The organism is Bradyrhizobium jicamae, from assembly GCF_018130215.1.
GTDB classification, from domain to species: Bacteria; Pseudomonadota; Alphaproteobacteria; order Rhizobiales; family Xanthobacteraceae; genus Bradyrhizobium; species Bradyrhizobium jicamae_A.
The window spans coordinates 35,070-50,320 of sequence record NZ_JAFCKQ010000003.1 but is presented as its reverse complement, the minus strand read 5'-3'; the positions used below and the strand labels follow the sequence as shown (position 1 = coordinate 50,320).

Annotated in this window: 17 protein-coding genes; 12 read left to right on the top strand and 5 right to left on the bottom strand. The window is 64.9% G+C overall.

From position 1 onward, the window contains the following. Nucleotides 1-9: 9 nt before the first annotated feature. Together hisS and JQ586_RS06220 are read right to left on the bottom strand one after the other, a co-directional pair. Nucleotides 10-1,524 (bottom strand): histidine--tRNA ligase, encoded by a 1,515-nt coding sequence (gene hisS / locus JQ586_RS06225; RefSeq protein ID WP_212393644.1) that lies wholly within the window; start codon nucleotides 1,522-1,524, stop codon nucleotides 10-12. Between the two features lie 83 nt (nucleotides 1,525-1,607). After that, complete coding sequence (locus JQ586_RS06220; protein WP_212393643.1) at nucleotides 1,608-2,498, bottom strand: branched-chain amino acid aminotransferase; 891 nt, start codon at nucleotides 2,496-2,498, stop codon at nucleotides 1,608-1,610. A 297-nt stretch (nucleotides 2,499-2,795) separates the two neighbouring features. Here JQ586_RS06220 and JQ586_RS06215 point away from each other — a divergent pair, with 297 nt between their 5' ends. From JQ586_RS06215 to JQ586_RS06205, 3 genes are read left to right on the top strand one after another with little or no spacing between them, the layout of a single operon-like run. Then, entirely contained in the window at nucleotides 2,796-3,344 is a 549-nt protein-coding gene (locus JQ586_RS06215; RefSeq protein WP_409334467.1) for a MarR family winged helix-turn-helix transcriptional regulator, read from the top strand. Next, complete coding sequence (locus JQ586_RS06210) at nucleotides 3,341-4,072, top strand: response regulator (RefSeq protein ID WP_409334468.1); 732 nt, start codon at nucleotides 3,341-3,343, stop codon at nucleotides 4,070-4,072. The genes JQ586_RS06215 and JQ586_RS06210 overlap by 4 nt, the downstream gene beginning before the upstream one ends. 10 nt (nucleotides 4,073-4,082) lie before the next feature. Then, nucleotides 4,083-5,468 (top strand): ATP-binding protein, encoded by a 1,386-nt coding sequence (locus tag JQ586_RS06205; protein ID WP_212393641.1) that lies wholly within the window; start codon nucleotides 4,083-4,085, stop codon nucleotides 5,466-5,468. A gap of 24 nt (nucleotides 5,469-5,492) precedes the next feature. Here the strand turns inward: JQ586_RS06205 and JQ586_RS06200 are convergent, their stop codons facing one another. Beyond that, nucleotides 5,493-6,026, bottom strand: a complete 534-nt coding sequence (locus tag JQ586_RS06200) for a DUF3617 family protein (RefSeq protein ID WP_212393640.1) — start codon at nucleotides 6,024-6,026, stop codon at nucleotides 5,493-5,495. 45 nt (nucleotides 6,027-6,071) lie between these two features. Further along, nucleotides 6,072-6,371: a hypothetical protein gene (locus tag JQ586_RS06195; RefSeq protein ID WP_212393639.1), complete on the bottom strand. Its 300-nt coding sequence runs from the start codon at nucleotides 6,369-6,371 to the stop codon at nucleotides 6,072-6,074. Between the two features lie 166 nt (nucleotides 6,372-6,537). Here JQ586_RS06195 and JQ586_RS06190 point away from each other — a divergent pair, with 166 nt between their 5' ends. From JQ586_RS06190 to JQ586_RS06175, 4 genes are all read left to right on the top strand, one after another. Continuing rightward, nucleotides 6,538-7,014, top strand: a complete 477-nt coding sequence (locus JQ586_RS06190) for a hypothetical protein (RefSeq protein ID WP_212393638.1) — start codon at nucleotides 6,538-6,540, stop codon at nucleotides 7,012-7,014. Between the two features lie 122 nt (nucleotides 7,015-7,136). Next, nucleotides 7,137-7,826: a ribonuclease T2 family protein gene (locus JQ586_RS06185; RefSeq protein WP_212393637.1), complete on the top strand. Its 690-nt coding sequence runs from the start codon at nucleotides 7,137-7,139 to the stop codon at nucleotides 7,824-7,826. 197 nt (nucleotides 7,827-8,023) lie between these two features. Then, nucleotides 8,024-8,884 carry a 23S rRNA (adenine(2030)-N(6))-methyltransferase RlmJ gene (locus JQ586_RS06180; protein ID WP_212393636.1) on the top strand — a complete coding sequence of 287 codons (861 nt, stop codon included), beginning with the start codon at nucleotides 8,024-8,026 and terminating at the stop codon, nucleotides 8,882-8,884. 260 nt (nucleotides 8,885-9,144) lie between these two features. Further along, entirely contained in the window at nucleotides 9,145-9,360 is a 216-nt protein-coding gene (locus JQ586_RS06175; RefSeq protein ID WP_066502379.1) for a cold-shock protein, read from the top strand. A gap of 367 nt (nucleotides 9,361-9,727) precedes the next feature. Here JQ586_RS06175 and JQ586_RS06170 read toward each other — a convergent pair whose 3' ends face one another. Further along, on the bottom strand, nucleotides 9,728-10,375 hold the full coding sequence (locus tag JQ586_RS06170; RefSeq protein WP_249147363.1) for an outer membrane protein: 648 nt from the start codon (nucleotides 10,373-10,375) through the stop codon (nucleotides 9,728-9,730). A 264-nt stretch (nucleotides 10,376-10,639) separates the two neighbouring features. Between JQ586_RS06170 and uvrC the strand changes: the two genes are divergently transcribed. The 5 genes from uvrC to prmB all read left to right on the top strand — a co-directional run bounded on the left by uvrC (nucleotide 10,640) and on the right by prmB (nucleotide 15,106). Further along, the gene (gene uvrC / locus JQ586_RS06165; RefSeq protein WP_212393635.1) at nucleotides 10,640-12,715 is read left to right on the top strand and encodes an excinuclease ABC subunit UvrC; all 2,076 of its coding nucleotides are present in this window, start codon (nucleotides 10,640-10,642) and stop codon (nucleotides 12,713-12,715) included. An 82-nt stretch (nucleotides 12,716-12,797) separates the two neighbouring features. Then, the gene (pgsA, locus tag JQ586_RS06160; protein WP_212393634.1) at nucleotides 12,798-13,424 is read left to right on the top strand and encodes a CDP-diacylglycerol--glycerol-3-phosphate 3-phosphatidyltransferase; all 627 of its coding nucleotides are present in this window, start codon (nucleotides 12,798-12,800) and stop codon (nucleotides 13,422-13,424) included. After that, nucleotides 13,421-13,672, top strand: a complete 252-nt coding sequence (gene moaD / locus JQ586_RS06155; protein ID WP_212393633.1) for a molybdopterin converting factor subunit 1 — start codon at nucleotides 13,421-13,423, stop codon at nucleotides 13,670-13,672. The genes pgsA and moaD overlap by 4 nt, the downstream gene beginning before the upstream one ends. A 7-nt stretch (nucleotides 13,673-13,679) precedes the next feature. After that, nucleotides 13,680-14,147, top strand: coding sequence for a molybdenum cofactor biosynthesis protein MoaE (locus tag JQ586_RS06150; RefSeq protein WP_212393632.1), 468 nt, complete (start codon nucleotides 13,680-13,682; stop codon nucleotides 14,145-14,147). Beyond that, nucleotides 14,147-15,106 carry a 50S ribosomal protein L3 N(5)-glutamine methyltransferase gene (gene prmB, locus JQ586_RS06145; RefSeq protein WP_212393631.1) on the top strand — a complete coding sequence of 320 codons (960 nt, stop codon included), beginning with the start codon at nucleotides 14,147-14,149 and terminating at the stop codon, nucleotides 15,104-15,106. Before JQ586_RS06150 ends, prmB begins: the two co-directional genes overlap by 1 nt. Nucleotides 15,107-15,251 lie beyond the last annotated feature (145 nt).

The following is a 15,251-nucleotide window of genomic DNA, read 5'->3' as shown; positions in this document are numbered from 1 at the left end:
ACAATCCAGCTATCCCCACGCCACCTCATGCCGCGCCAGCACCTCGCGGACTTTTGCGACGAGATCGGCCTCGGGGCACGAGAATTGCGCCGGCCGCGTTTCGCGCCACTCCTGGTTGGAGGCGATCGCGGAAGCGGCCTTGGCGCCCTCGATCAGGTCCTTGATCTGCACCTCGCCGCGCGCTTTCTCGTCACTGCCCTGGATGATGACGCAGGGCGAGTTGCGGCGGTCGGCATATTTGAGCTGGTTGCCCATGTTCTTCGGGTTGCCGAGATAGAGCTCGGCGCGGATCTTCGCGTTGCGAAGCTGCGTGACCATCCGCTGGTAGTCGGCGACGCGGTCGCGATCGAACACGGTGACGACGACCGGCCCGAAGTCCGGGCGCGTATCGAGCTTGCCGAGCATGGTGAGCGCAGCCTGCAGGCGCGACACCCCGATCGAGAAGCCGGTCGCCGGTACCGGCTCGCCGCGGAAGCGTGAGACCAGACCGTCATAGCGACCACCGCCGCCGACCGAGCCGAACCGCACCGGGCGTCCCTTCTCGTCCTTGGTGTCGAGCAGCAGTTCAACCTCATAGACCGGCCCGGTGTAGTATTCGAGGCCGCGGACGACGGAGGGATCGATCCGGATTTGGTCGGCACCGTAACCAGACGCGGCGACAAGCTTTGCGACCTCTTCGAGCTCGCTGACGCCGGCCTGGCCGATCTCGCTCTTGGCGAGATAAGTATCCGCCGCAGCAATCGCCTCTCTCCAATCGTCGCGCTTTTGCGTGACGGCCAGAACGATTTCGGCATCGGCTTCGCTCAGGTCGGCGCCCTCGGTGAAATCGCCCTTGCCTTCATCACCGCCGTCCCATCGCCCCGGGCCAAGCAGTTTGCGAACTTCATCGGCGGCAAACTTGTCCAGCTTGTCGATCGCGCGCAGCACCGTGAGACGCCGTCCCGCATTCTCGTCTCCGCCGAGGCCGATCGCCTCGAGCACGCCGTCGAGCACCTTGCGGTTGTTCACCTTCACGAGATACTGGCCGCGCGCGATGCCGAGCGCTTCCATCGTGTCGGCCGCCATCATGCAGATCTCGGCGTCGGCCGCAGCCGAGCCGGAGCCGACCGTATCCGCATCGAACTGCATGAACTGACGGAAGCGACCCGGGCCGGGCTTCTCGTTGCGGAACACGTAGCCGAAGCGGTAGGAGCGGTACGGCTTCGGCAGGGAATCAAAATTCTCGGCGACGTAGCGCGCCAGCGGCGCGGTCAGGTCGTAACGCAGCGAGATCCACTGCTCATCGTCGTCCTGGAACGAGAATACGCCCTCGTTGGGACGATCCTGATCCGGCAGGAACTTGCCGAGCGCATCGGTGTACTCCATCGCCGGCGTCTCCACCGGCTCGAAGCCATAGCGCTCATAGACTTCGCGGATCTTCTCCACCATCTGGCGCGTGGCCGAGATCGCGGCAGGACCACGGTCTTCCAGTCCGCGCGGCAAGCGCGCCTTCAACTTCTGCGGTTTTTTCGATTTGTCGGCCATGGGCGGCTAGGTACCAGCCATGGCCCGGCCGGGCAACCCGGCGAGAGGCCCCCTCTCCCTGCGCAGGAGAGGGGGCCAGCGGCTCAGGCCGCGACCTTCGTACTCTTCGGCTGCACCTCGGCGGTGTAATCCACCATCAGTTGCTCCGACAGCTTGCCGGGCGTGAAGCGCCAGTCCGCGATCTCGGAGACCGGGGTCACTTCCGCAGCCGTGCCGGTGATGAAGCATTCCGAAAAGCCGCCGAGCTCGTTCGGCATGATGCGGCGCTCGATCACCTCGATGCCGCGGCGTTTGGCAAGCTCGATCACGGTCGCGCGCGTGATGCCGGCGAGGAAGCAGTCCGCGATCGGAGTGTGGATCCTGCCGTCCTTGACGAAGAAGATGTTGGCGCCGGTGCACTCGGCCACCCTTCCCTCCCAGTCCAGCATCATCGCGTCGGCATAGCCCTGGCGCTCTGCCTTGTGCTTGCTGATCGTGCAGATCATGTAGAGGCCGCCCGCCTTGGCCAGCGCCGGGATGGTGAGTGGATCCGGCCGCCGATATTCGGCGAGGCTAATGCGGATGCCCTTCAGCTTCTCGGCGGGATCGAAATAGCTCGGCCAGTTCCAGGCCGCGATCGCCAGATGGATGGTGTTGGTCGGCGCCGCCACACCCATCATCTCCGAGCCGCGCCAGGCGATCGGGCGGACATAGGCGTCGGGCAGGCTGTTGCGGTCGATGACGAGCTGCTTGGCCGCATCGATCTCGGCAACCGAATAGGGAATCTCGAAGTCGAGGATGTTGGCGGACCGCTTCAGCCGCTCGGAGTGCGCCGTGCTCTTGAAGATCGTGCCGCCATAGGCGCGCTCGCCCTCGAACACCGAACTGGCATAGTGCAAGCCATGCGTCAGCACATGGACATTGGCGTCCTGCCACGGCACCAGTCTACCGTCATACCAGATGACGCCGTCGATCTTGTCGAATGACACTCCCATGGGGCCTCTCCCGAGTTGGCGCCGGGTTTGCTCTCGCCCCCGGCGCTTCAGACAGCCGGCCTCAGCCACTGCCCATAAGGCAGCCGTCACCGCCCGCGTCGTCGACACGCTTTTGCGGAGTGCTGAAGTCCAGTATGTTTGTCGAAATGCCGCTCGACGATCGCACGGTAGTCCAATTCGCGGCTCAAACCGCCATCGCTGGCTCTTCAGGCCGCCGCAAACGCCGTCGGGGACAAAACGACCTAATGTTTCGTCGTGATGCGCAGTTTTGTAACATTGAACCCAAGATACGTCAATATGACTGACATAAATTTCCCAGGCATGGCAGCCAAGCCCGATTCGCAGGGGAGCGACCAGGCGTCCCCCACGGCGGGCGGGCGCGACCTGCGCTGGGACATCATCGAGCTCCTGTTCTTCGCCTACCGTGACTTTGTCGGTGACGCCGATCAGGAGCTGGAAGCTTTCGGCTTCGGCCGCGCCCATCACCGGGTGATCCACTTCGTCACCCGCTATCCCGGGCTCAAGGTCGCCGATCTGCTCGACGTGCTGCGCATCACCAAGCAATCGCTCGGGCGCGTGCTCAAGCAGCTGCTCGACGAGGGCTATATCGTGCAGAAGACCGGCAACAATGACCGCCGGCAGCGCCTGCTCTATGCGACGCCCAAGGGCGAGGCGCTGGTCGCCAAGCTCGCGGGGCTGCAAACCGACCGCATCAACCGTGCGGTCACCGGTATCGATGCCGAAGGCGTCGAGACGGTCCGCCAATTCCTGCGCGCGATGATCGACCGCGACGATCCCGACAAGGTGCTCGAGGCGATCTTCGGCGGCAGAAAGACGAGGGAGTGACCGTGGCTCAGGCTGCAACTGCAGTGGCGCCCGCGCCGGCCCAGCTGGCCGACGACGCGCCGCATCTTCTTCTGGTCGACGACGACCGGCGCATCCGCGACTTGTTGTCGCGCTTTCTCGCCGGCGAGGGCTACCGGGTCACAACCGCGATGAGCGCGAGCGACGCACGCGCCAAGCTGCTCGGACTGCATTTCGACCTCCTGATCCTCGACGTGATGATGCCGGGCGAGAACGGCTTCGACCTCGCCCGCTTCATCCGCACCTCCTCATCGGTGCCGATCATCATGCTGACCGCGCGCCACGAGGCCGAGGCCCGCATCGAGGGTCTGCAGATCGGCGCCGACGATTACGTCGCCAAGCCGTTCGAGCCGCGCGAGCTCGTGCTGCGCATCGGCAATATCCTCAAGCGCACCGCGCCGCCGCAGGTCACGGCCGTCGAGCAGATCGCCTTCGGTCCCTACATCTTCCACATCGAGCGCAGCGAGCTGCGCCAGGGTGAGGAGATCATCCATCTCACCGACCGCGAGCGCGAGATGCTGCGCATCCTCGCGACGACGCCCGGCGAGACCGTGCCGCGCGCCGCGCTGACCAGCGGCGGCACGGTCAACGAGCGCGCCGTCGACGTGCAGATCAACCGCCTCCGCCGCAAGATCGAGCGCGACCCCGCCAATCCGCTGTTCCTGCAGGCGGTGCGCGGTATCGGCTATCGCCTGGTGGCCTCGCCGTAAGATCCCAGCCATGAGCACGCTCGACTCCGGCCTGACCCTGATTCGCAACGCGTCGCAGCGCGTGTCGAGGGCCAATGGCTGGATGGGCAACGCGTTCAAGAGCTGGATGCCGACCGGCCTCTATGCCCGCGCGCTGCTGATCATGATCGTGCCGATGGTGATCCTGCAGACCGTGGTCGCGTTCGTGTTCATGGAGCGGCACTGGAACACGGTGACACGGCGCCTGTCGGCCGCCGTCGTGTCCGACATCGCCGCGCTGATCGACGTCTACAAGAACTACCCGCAGGACAAGGACCGCGCGCAGCTGCGCCACATCGGCCAGAAGCTGCAGCTCGTGGTCGACTTCCTGCCGGCGGGCGACATGCCGCCGCCGGGGCCGAAGCCGTTCTTCTCGCTGCTCGACCAGACGCTGTCGGTGCAGCTCGGACGGCAGATCAACCGCCCGTTCTGGATCGACACCGTCGGCAAATCCAACCTGGTCGAGATCCGCGTCCAGCTCGACGATTCGGTGATGCGGATCTTCGCCCAGCGCAGCGCGGCCTATGCCTCCAATTCGGAGATCTTCATCTTCTGGATGCTCGGCACCTCGACGATCCTGTTGATCGTCGCCGTGCTGTTCCTGCGCAACCAGATCAAGCCCATCCTCAGATTGGCTGATGCCGCCGAAAGCTTCGGCAAGGGCCGCGAAGCGCCGAACTTCCGGCCGCGCGGCGCGCGCGAGGTGCGGCGCGCGGCGCAAGCCTTCATCGAAATGAAGGGTCGCGTCGAGCGCTCGATCGAGCAGCGCACCGCGATGCTTGCCGGCGTGTCGCACGATTTGCGCACCATCCTCACCCGCTTCAAGCTCGAGCTCGCCTTGCTCGGCGAAGGTCCCGAGATCGACGCGATGCGCAAGGACGTCGACGAGATGTCGATGATGCTGGAGGACTACCTCGCCTTTGCGCGCGGCGATTCCGGCGAGATCGCGCAGCCCACCGACATGGCGATGGCACTCGAGGAACTGCGCAGCGACGCGGAGCGCCACGGCCATACCGCGACGGTGGCGTTCCACGGCCTGCCCGTCGTCACGGTGAAGCCGGCCTCGTTCAAGCGCTGCCTCGCCAACCTGGTGTCGAACGCGGCGCGCCACGCCAACACGATTTCGATCACCGGCCACCGCGACCATCGCTATCTCACCGTGACCATCGACGACGACGGCCCGGGCATTCCTGCGGAGATGCGCGAAGAGGTATTCAAGCCGTTCCTGCGCCTCGACGACGCGCGCAACCAGGACGAAGGCGGCAGCGGGCTCGGTCTTGCGATCGCCCGCGACATCGCCCGCTCGCATGGCGGCGATATCATGCTCGGCGAAAGCCCGATGGGCGGCCTCAGGGCCGCGGTGCGCGTGCCGGTTTAGACGAGATTGCGACGGTCAGCCGAATCACTTCTGCAGCTTGGGGATCAGCCCCTTCAGCTTTTCCATGTCCTTGACGTTCATCTTCATGCCGCCGGGCATGATGATGTCGCCGGGTTTCTGGTCGGCCTTGCATGCGCCGAGCCACTTCGCCTCGATTGTCGCCGAGGTGTCGCGCGCGCCGGAGGAGCCGCCCTCGACGTGCGATGTGGTCTTGACCGTATAGGCCGAGCTGAAATCACCGATGATCTCGGAATGCGAGGTCACTGTCACACCGGCTGCGCCGCAGACGGAATCGCTGACATAGCCGGTGGCGGTCTTCTGGATGTCCTGCTTGGAGCAAGCCTGCTTCGCCGCCGGCCCGACGGATGTGTTCATGTCCTTGTCGGTCGTCTCGTCGGTGCAGTGCTGCATGGTCATTTCGGGCATCGGACCGCCCGTGCGCACCATCTTCATCTCCCAGAGACCGGCCTTGCGGGTCGGCAGGTCGACCGCGCCGGCGGCGCCGGCCGACAACGCCAGGCATACGGCCGAACCAAGCAATGCAAGCTGTCGCGTCATGGCGATTGGCTCCCGGCTTGACGATTCGAGAGGCTGCGCAGGCGCTCAATAGCGCGCATGCAGGGGCCGGTCGGCCGCACCGTAGGGCACCCAGCGGCAGGCAAACGAAATGTAGCCGCCCGGATAGGGCTGCACCGCGAGGAATTTCACGACCTTGCCGTAGGAGGCGCAGTGGTCGACGGCGAGTTGCCTGGCATCGGCCTGCCGCGCCAGCGAGTAGGCAATGATACCGCCGGTGTCATTGCCGGTGAACGGCGCCACCGGCTGCAGCCAATCGGCCCGCGCCGGCAGAGCGGCCAGCATCCCGCAAACGGCAACCAGGCACGCGGCCAATTTCCTTCGCATCGCAGACTCCATTTCGCCTGGAGCCAACATAGAGTGCGTCGGCGGCCGTGAAAAGAACGAGCCGTAGGTCAAAAGTGGAGTTCTCGACAGGTGTTGCCGCGCTGCACTTGACCTTGCCGGGGCTTCGCGGCACCGTCCGCGGCATCGGATTATCGGGCGGATTCCCATGCGCAACCTGTTCATCTCCCCCAAAAAACTCGGCCGCAGGCTCAGCCTTGGAGCTGCCCTCGTGTGCAGCCTCATGGCCGTCGGGGGAACGGCACAGGCCGCCAATCCGTTCGAGCTGAACTTCTGGCTGTCCGGACCGCGCTATGACGGGCGCGTTGCCAACTGCGAGGCGGCCCTGCCGACCATCACCTCGCAATTCCAGGAGAAGGAAGCCACCCAGTGGAATTCGCCGCTGGTGATCACCGGCTTCGGCCGCATCCACGAGACCGCCTTCCGACCCTGGCAGTCCGACAATATTCCGCGCCGCTATTGCTCCGGCGACGTCATGCTGAGCGACGGCAAGATGCGCTCCGTCCACTATTCGATCATCGAGGACGGCGGATTCGCCGGCTTCGGCCAGGGCGTCGAATGGTGCGTCACGGGCCTCGACCGCAACTGGGCCTACAACCCCGCCTGCCGGGCCGCGCGGCCCTGATCCTGCCCGGAAACCGCGAGACAGCGCCTGTGCCCGGCCCACCGTCGGCACGCGACGCATTTTGTTCTTGAAATGTTCCGATGTCCTGCTAGCTTCCGAGGCGTCAAGTTAGGGAGCGTTTGATGCCTCGGTTGGTCACAATTTCCCGATTTCTGATTTCGCTTGCGGTCTTCAGCCTGTCCTGCACGGGCATCGCGACCGCCCAGGACCGCAGGCAGAACGCGCCCGGCGATTTCGATTTCTACGTGCTCTCGCTGTCGTGGTCGCCCTCGTTCTGCGAGGCGGCGAGTGAACGCGGCAATAATGGCCGTGGCACGCAGGCCCAGTGCGGCGGACGGCCATTCTCCTTCGTGGTGCACGGCCTGTGGCCGCAATACGAGCGCGGCTTCCCCGAATACTGCGAACGGCCCTCGCCGCGGCTTGCCCGCAACATCATGACCTCGATGCTGGACCTGATGCCGGCGCCCGGGCTGATCTACAATGAGTGGGACAAGCACGGCACCTGCTCCGGCCTCGGCGAGCGTGCCTATTTCGAGACCATCCGCAAGGCCCGCGCCGCGGTGAAGATCCCCGATGAATTCCTGCAATTATCCGAACCGAAGACGATCGCGCCCGACGACCTCGAGGCCGCGTTCATCAAGGCCAATCCGGGGCTGAGCAGTTCGGCCATCGCGGTCACCTGCGACAGCCAGCGGCTCGGCGAAGTGCGCATCTGCCTCTCCAAGGACCTTCAGTTCCGGTCCTGCGAGGAGATCGACCGGCGGGCCTGCCGCCGCGATCAGGTGCTGATGCCGCCGATGCGCGGCGGCTAGAGCATGGTCCGGAGAATTGTGTAGCGGTTTTCCCTCGCTACAAGCGCGGAACGCGTTTGCGCGGAGATCAAACAAAGAGCTACGATTCAGCCTTATCTCAGCGCGCTTCAGGCTTCGCTGGCAAGACACGCCGGTCGCCGCTCACGCGCAAGGCGAACGATTGGCTGCGCGCGCGGTGACGTGGTAATCGCTGTGACATGAACTACCGCCACGCCTTTCATGCCGGCAACTTCGCCGATGTCGTCAAGCACATCGTGCTGGTGCGCATGGTCACCTATTTGCAGGAGAAGCAGGCGCCGTTCCGTGTCATCGACACCCATGCCGGCGCCGGGCTCTATGATCTTACCTCTAACGAAGCCGAGCGCGGCGGCGAATGGCTCACCGGCATCGCGCGGCTGATGCAGGCACGGTTTTCGGAGGAGGCGTTGCCGCTGGTCGCGCCCTACCTCGACATCGTCAGGGCGTTCAACCCGAAGGCCGAACTGAAGGCCTATCCCGGCTCGCCCTTGATCGCGCGCGCACTGTTGCGACCGCAGGACCGCCTGACGGCGTGCGAGATCGAGCCGACCGCACGCAAGCAACTGATCGATGCGCTGCGGCGCGATACGCAGGCCCGCGTCGTCGACCTCGACGGTTGGACCGCGTTGCCGGCGTTCGTGCCGCCGAACGAGCGTCGCGGACTCGTGCTGATCGATCCACCGTTCGAGGCGAAGGATGAGTTCGAGCGGCTGGCGGCGGGTTTCTCGGAAGCGTTCGCAAAATGGCCGACCGGCGCGTACCTGATCTGGTATCCCGTAAAAACACGGAGAGCCACCGACGAACTCGCGCAGAGCGTCGCCGCGGCCGCGGCGACAAGCCGGCCACCTGGCAAATGTCTGCGTTTGGAATTCAGTGTGGCGCCGCAGGAAGCCAGCGGCGGCCTCGTTTCCACGGGTCTTTTGATGGTGAATCCACCATGGACGCTGGCGAGCGAGTTGAAGATCATCCTGCCAGAACTCGAGAAGCCGCTTGGTCACGGCGGTGCCGCCCGCTTCAGACTCGAGACGCCCAAGCCGTAATCGCGAGCTACCTCTGAAAAGTACGATTGAGGCGTAGGCATTCTGCGCGGAACCGTATTATGCTCGTCCTGTTACGACTGGCTTTACGTTCCGCTTCCGCGAATGGTTGCGGCGGAGTGACAAGGCCGAAACAAAATCCAGGCGGACCGGTGGCGTGACGCCGGCCTGCTCAGGTGGCCAAGCTTCCGACAAGCGAATGTCGGTCAACCGCTTCGCGGCGTGCGCGTAGCGGTGGAGCAATACGGGGGAGGAGTTTCCCGATGGCCATGACTGGGACAGTCAAGTTCTTCAACGGAGAGCGTGGCTACGGCTTCATCAAGCCTGATGATGGCGGCCGCGATGTATTCGTTCACATCACTGCCGTCGAGCGGGCGGGATTGAAGGACCTGACTGAAGGACAGCGCATTACATTCGAGGTCGAACCGGACAAGAAGGGCAAGGGCCCCAAGGCGGTCAACCTGGTGGTTTCCTCGTGAGTGCAGACGTCAGCCGAACAGGCGGAGCAGGGTCTCCGACCGGATCACGTGCTGACAAGAGACCTGAGATCGTGTCGCGATTGCGTGCGATGGCATCATGATCCCGGGCTCACGACGAAAGCGGAATGAAGCGTTGCGCGCGAGTTGCGTGCCAGGCGCATGATCCACGTGCGCTTGACTGATGGTCTGCATGGAGCGGCCGCCGCCTTGGCGGACTCCGCACAGCTGCGTTGTGCGGCCGGTCTTGCTCCTGCATCGAACCCGAGCTCCCGTGCCGTGCTCGCCGGCCTCGTCCTGCTGTCATCACAAAAAGAAACCCGGCCGCGCAAGGCGCAGCCGGGAGTTGGTGGTCGACGTCTTCTTGTTCTCAGAAGTGATAGTTGATGCCGGCGCGGACCAGGCTGAAGCTGTAGCCGTTCGCGGCACCGCCGGTGATCGCGAAGTTGCTGTTGCCGAGATCGACATAGAGATATTCGATCTTGGCGCTCCAGTTCGGGGCGAATCCCATTTCAGCGCCGGCGCCCACGGTGAAGCCCGCATTGGTGTGCGATTCCGACATGCCGAAGGTCTCGCCGCGCAGCTCGCCGAAGGCGAGACCGCCGGTCGCATAGAACAGCACGTTGTTGAAGGCGTAGCCGGCGCGGCCGCGCACGGTGCCGAACCACGGATTGGAGAACTTCCAGGGCGCGAACGTATCGTCGGCGGCCGAGGCCTGGATGTCGCCTTCCAGACCGAACACCCACGGAGTACCGTTCTGGAAGTTGTAGCCGGCCTGGACGCCGCCGGCGAAGCCGGACGGCCTGGTCGGGCTGTTGTCGACCGAACCCCATCCGTAGCCGGTATTGCCGCCGAGATAGGGACCGGCCCAGCTATAGGCATTGAGCGGCTGATTGACCGTGTAGGGCGATCCATAGTTGACGTCAGCGGCGGCAGCCGAGGTCGTCCAGCCTGCCGCGATCAGCGCCAGGACGCGCACAGCCCCGCCCATAGCCACGCGCATAACCAACCGGGTCATCGGCACTCTCCACCACGCAACCGCCGCAACCCGCCGGCCTGCGGCCGGCGTGGTTACGGATTTCCACTTTTTTCTCGAAAGTTTATCGAGAGTTTTAAGTTAAGCGGTTGTTAAGGCCCGTTACCGCCTGCTCATCAGTCTTAACAATGCGTTACGCGCGCCGCCGGCAGGCGTCCGTGGCGACCGTAACCCTCTGCAATCCGACCTTTTTTTGCCGTGCGGCTGGCGCTGGCGACGGGCCGCGGCAGGGCTTAGTTTAGGGCCATGGTTCACGATTCTCCCGAGCGTCCGACGCCGCCGGCCCGAAAGGCGCGACGCGGTTCAAAATCCGATCTGCCACAGGACGATTTCGCGCTTGATACGGGCGACGTCGATCCCGCGAGCACGGCTGGCGACGAGGACGACGAGGTACGCCTGCCCGACGCGCCGGACGACGCCACTGACGCGATCGCCGAGGGGACGCTCGCGACCGGGCACGCCGCGATCGAAAACGCCGTCCGCCTCGCGCCCACCTCGCCCGGGGTCTACCGCATGCTCAACGCCGTCAACGACGTGCTCTATGTCGGCAAGGCGAAGAACGTCAGGAAGCGCCTGTCGTCCTATGCGCGCGCCAATGCGCCGCTGCCGGCGCGCATCCTGCGCATGATCGCGGCGACCACCCAAGTCGAGATCGTTTCGACCACGACCGAGACCGAGGCATTGCTGCTCGAAGCCAATCTGATCAAGCAGCTCCGCCCGCGCTTCAATGTGCAACTGCGCGACGACAAGTCCTTCCCCTATATCCTGATCACCGGCGACCATTGGGCGCCGCAGATACTCAAGCATCGCGGCGCGCAGTCGCGGCCCGGACGCTATTTCGGCCCATTCGCCAATGCGGGCGCCGTCAATCGCACCATCACGGCGCTGCAGCGCGCGTTCCTGATCCGCTCCTGCACCGACGGCTTCTTCGAAAGCCGCACGCGGCCCTGTCTGCTTTACCAGATCAAGCGTTGCGCCGGCCCCTGCACGCGCGAGATCGATTTCCCCGGCTACAGCGAGTTGGTGCGCGAGGCGACCGAATTCCTGTCCGGCCGCAGCCATGCCGTGAAGGAATTGCTCGCGGCCGAGATGGAAAAGGCTTCCGGCGAGCTCGAATTCGAGTCGGCGGCCCTCTACCGCGACCGGCTTGCGGCGCTGTCGGCGATCCAGTCGCAGCAGGGCATCAATCCGCGCACCGTGGAGGAGGCGGACGTGTTCGCGATCCACCAGGAGGGCGGCTATTCCTGCGTCGAAGTGTTCTTCTTCCGCACCGGCCAGAACTGGGGCAACCGCGCCTATTTCCCGAAGGCCGAGAAGACCTTCACGCCGGAGGAGGTACTGTCCTCGTTCCTCGCGCAATTCTACGACGACAAGCCGCCGCCGAAACTGATCCTGCTCTCGCACGAGATCGAGGAAAGCATGCTGCTCGCCGATGCGCTGTCGGTCAAGGCCGGATACAAGGTCGAGGTCTCCGTGCCGAAGCGCGGCGAGAAGAAGGAGCTGATCGGCCACGCCCTCACCAATGCGCGCGAGGCGCTCGGCCGCAAGCTTGCCGACACCGCGACCCAGAACCGGCTGTTGGAATCGATGGTGACCACGCTCGGCCTGTCGAATACGCTGAAGCGGATCGAGGTCTACGACAACAGCCACATCCAGGGCACCAACGCGGTCGGCGCGATGATTGTCGCCGGGCCCGACGGCTTCATGAAGAACCAGTACCGCAAGTTCAACATCAAGTCCGAGGGGCTCACGCCCGGCGACGACTACGGGATGATGCGCGAGGTCCTGGAGCGGCGCTTCAAGCGCCTGCTCAAGCCGCCGGAGGGCGATGCGGCCAAGCAGGGGACGGACGACGACGCTTTCCCGCAATGGCCCGATCTCGTCATCATCGACGGCGGCCGCGGCCAGCTCAACGCGGTCCGGGAGATTTTCCAGAACCTCGGGCTGACCCAGGTCGCGCTGATGGCGGTTGCCAAAGGGCCGGACCGCGACGCGGGACGCGAGACCCTGTTCATGCCGGATCGCGAGGCCATCAAGCTGGAGCCGCGGGACCCGGTGCTCTATTTCATCCAGCGGCTGCGCGACGAGGCCCACCGCTTCGTGATCGGCTCACACCGCAAGCTGCGGAAGAAGGACATCCGCGAGGCCGGCCTGCAGGAGATCCCGGGGATCGGCCCATCGCGCAAACGTGCCTTGCTGCATCATTTCGGAACGCTCAAGGAGATCGAGCGTGCCTCGATTGCCGACCTTGGCAAGGTTCCCGGCGTCAGCGCCGAAAGTGCCCGCAAGATTTTCGAGTTTTTCCACGCCCAGCCGGGTTAAAGGGAATGCGGGTCATCACGGCGTCGGCCCATCCTGGGTACGCACAGTTGACCTTCTCGCTTCAGCGGTATTGGTAAGACGGATGAACATCGCCACGACCCGGGGACAGCCCAAGGGACAACCCAAGACCCTGTCCCTTCCGAATATCCTGACCTATGCCCGGATCGCCGCCATTCCGGTGGTGATCGGCTGCGTCTACTGGCAGTCGATCCTGGACGGCCCGTTATGGCTGCGCTGGGTGGCGCTGGCCGTGTTCATCGCGGCGGGGGTCACCGACTACCTCGACGGCTATTACGCCCGGATCTGGGACCAGCAATCCGCCTTCGGCAGGATGCTCGACCCGATCGCCGACAAGCTGCTGGTCGCCTCCAGCCTTTTGATGCTGGCCGCCGACAACTCGATCCATGGCTGGACGCTGTGGGCGGCGATCGTGATCCTGTGCCGCGAAATCCTGGTCTCGGGCCTGCGCGAATACCTCGCCGGCCTGCGGGTGAGCGTGCCCGTCACCAAGCTTGCGAAATGGAAGACGACGATCCAGCTGGTGGCGATCGGCTTCCTGATCGCCGGTGAAGCCGGCGAGCAGATCTTTCCGGCGACCACCCTGATCGGCATCGTGCTGCTGTGGATGTCGGCGATCTTCACGATCTACACCGGCTGGGATTATTTCCGCGCCGGCATCCACCACCTCATCAAGGAGGATGAGGGATGAAGGTGAAGTATTTCGCCTGGGTCCGCGAGCGCATCGGCAAGGCGGAAGAGACCGTCGAGCCGCCGGCCGACGTGCGTACCGTCGGCGACCTGATCGGCTGGCTCTCAGCGCGCGGCGAGACCTATGCCTATGCGTTCGAGAAGCCCAAGGTGATCCGCGCCGCGATCGACCACGCCCATGTCAAGGCGGACGCGATGATCGCGGGCGCGCGCGAGATCGCATTCTTTCCGCCGATGACCGGCGGCTAACCTTCCTATGACCGTCGCTGCGACCATCCGTATCCAGGAAGCCGACTTCGACGTCGCGCAGGAGATCGCGGGCCTCAGCAAGGACCGCACCGACATCGGTGCCGTGGTGAGCTTCAGCGGTATCTGCCGCGGCAGCGAGCAGGGCGAGCCGATTGCGGCACTGGTGCTCGAGCACTATCCCGGCATGGCGGAAGCCGAGATCGAACGCCACGCCGACGAGGCGCTGGCGCGCTGGCCGTTGCAGGGCCTCACCATCATCCATCGCTTCGGACGGATCGCGCCCGGCGAGAACATCGTGCTGGTGGTGACGGCGTCGGCGCACCGGCACGCGGCGTTCGAGGCCGCGGAATTCCTGATGGATTATCTGAAAACCAACGCGCCGTTCTGGAAGCGCGAGGAAAGCCGACGCGGCACGAGCTGGATCGAGGCGACTGACCACGATGACGCGGCCACCGCGCGCTGGACCAAGCCCTGATGGCCAAGCGCAGCAAAGTGCCGGCGCAGCGAAGCCCCGCCGCGCCGAAGGCCCCGAAGGTCGGCGCAGGCGAGCTTGCGACGCTGTTCGATTACGTGCGCTACGCCGTGAGCCGCTTCAATGCGGCAAGTCTCGTCTTCGCGCACGGCACCACCGATCCGGTGGCAGAGGCCGCCTTCCTGGTGTGCGAGACGCTGCATCTGCATCCCGACCAGTTCGAAACCTTTGCGACCGCGCGCGTCACCGCGACCGAGGGCAAGCGGATACTCGATCTGATCGAGCGCCGGATCGCGACGCGAAAGCCCGCCGCCTATCTCGTCAACAAGGTCTATATGCGCGGCCTGCCGTTCTATGTCGACGAGCGCACCATCGTGCCGCGCTCCTTCATCGGCGAACTGCTTGATTCGCATTTCGGTGCCGACGAGGACGGCGCCTCGCTGATCGGCGACCCCGCCGGGGTCGAGAGCGTGCTCGACCTCTGCACCGGCTCCGGGTGCCTCGCGATCCTGGCGAGCCGGAATTTTCCGAATGCCGAGGTCGACGCCGTTGATATTTCCAGGGATGCGCTTGCAGTTGCCGCGCGCAACGTCGCCGACCATGGCCTGGAGGACCGGCTGACCTTGCACCGGGGCGACCTGTTCCAGCCGCTCGGCGACCGGCGCTACGACCTCATCATCTCGAATCCGCCCTATGTCGACGCCGAAGGCATGGCGTCGCTGCCGCGCGAGTGCCGCGCCGAGCCGAAGCTCGCGTTCGACGGCGGCGCCGACGGGCTCGATATCGTCCGCCGCATCCTCGACGAGGCCAAGCGGCATCTCACGGCGCAGGGCGGCCTGCTCTGCGAGCTCGGCCGCGGGCGCGACAACCTCGAAGCCGCCTATCCGAATTTGCCCCTGCTCTGGCTCGACACCGAGGATTCCGAAGGCGAGGTGTTCTGGATCGCCGCGGCGGACCTCTGAGCCAACCCGATTGCGCGAGGTCGCCCGGGACGGCCCCGATGCGAAAATCGTGTTCAGTTCCAGCCGGTTCCAAAGAACACCGCCTCGTCGAATCAGCAATGGTGCTAAGGTAGCGGGGTTGGGGCAGCTTGGACTGAGGGCGCAG

Bases quoted from the DNA above. Each gene is read 5' to 3' on its own strand.
- hisS (WP_212393644.1), bottom strand. From the start codon at position 1,524: ATGGCCGACAAATCGAAAAAACCGCAGAAGTTGAAGGCGCGCTTGCCG.
- JQ586_RS06220 (WP_212393643.1), bottom strand. From the start codon at position 2,498: ATGGGAGTGTCATTCGACAAGATCGACGGCGTCATCTGGTATGACGGT.
- JQ586_RS06215 (WP_409334467.1), top strand. From the start codon at position 2,796: ATGACTGACATAAATTTCCCAGGCATGGCAGCCAAGCCCGATTCGCAG.
- JQ586_RS06205 (WP_212393641.1), top strand. From the start codon at position 4,083: ATGAGCACGCTCGACTCCGGCCTGACCCTGATTCGCAACGCGTCGCAG.
- JQ586_RS06200 (WP_212393640.1), bottom strand. From the start codon at position 6,026: ATGACGCGACAGCTTGCATTGCTTGGTTCGGCCGTATGCCTGGCGTTG.
- JQ586_RS06195 (WP_212393639.1), bottom strand. From the start codon at position 6,371: ATGCGAAGGAAATTGGCCGCGTGCCTGGTTGCCGTTTGCGGGATGCTG.
- JQ586_RS06190 (WP_212393638.1), top strand. From the start codon at position 6,538: ATGCGCAACCTGTTCATCTCCCCCAAAAAACTCGGCCGCAGGCTCAGC.
- JQ586_RS06185 (WP_212393637.1), top strand. From the start codon at position 7,137: ATGCCTCGGTTGGTCACAATTTCCCGATTTCTGATTTCGCTTGCGGTC.
- JQ586_RS06180 (WP_212393636.1), top strand. From the start codon at position 8,024: ATGAACTACCGCCACGCCTTTCATGCCGGCAACTTCGCCGATGTCGTC.
- JQ586_RS06175 (WP_066502379.1), top strand. From the start codon at position 9,145: ATGGCCATGACTGGGACAGTCAAGTTCTTCAACGGAGAGCGTGGCTAC.
- JQ586_RS06170 (WP_249147363.1), bottom strand. From the start codon at position 10,375: ATGACCCGGTTGGTTATGCGCGTGGCTATGGGCGGGGCTGTGCGCGTC.
- uvrC (WP_212393635.1), top strand. From the start codon at position 10,640: ATGGTTCACGATTCTCCCGAGCGTCCGACGCCGCCGGCCCGAAAGGCG.
- pgsA (WP_212393634.1), top strand. From the start codon at position 12,798: ATGAACATCGCCACGACCCGGGGACAGCCCAAGGGACAACCCAAGACC.
- moaD (WP_212393633.1), top strand. From the start codon at position 13,421: ATGAAGGTGAAGTATTTCGCCTGGGTCCGCGAGCGCATCGGCAAGGCG.
- JQ586_RS06150 (WP_212393632.1), top strand. From the start codon at position 13,680: ATGACCGTCGCTGCGACCATCCGTATCCAGGAAGCCGACTTCGACGTC.
- prmB (WP_212393631.1), top strand. From the start codon at position 14,147: ATGGCCAAGCGCAGCAAAGTGCCGGCGCAGCGAAGCCCCGCCGCGCCG.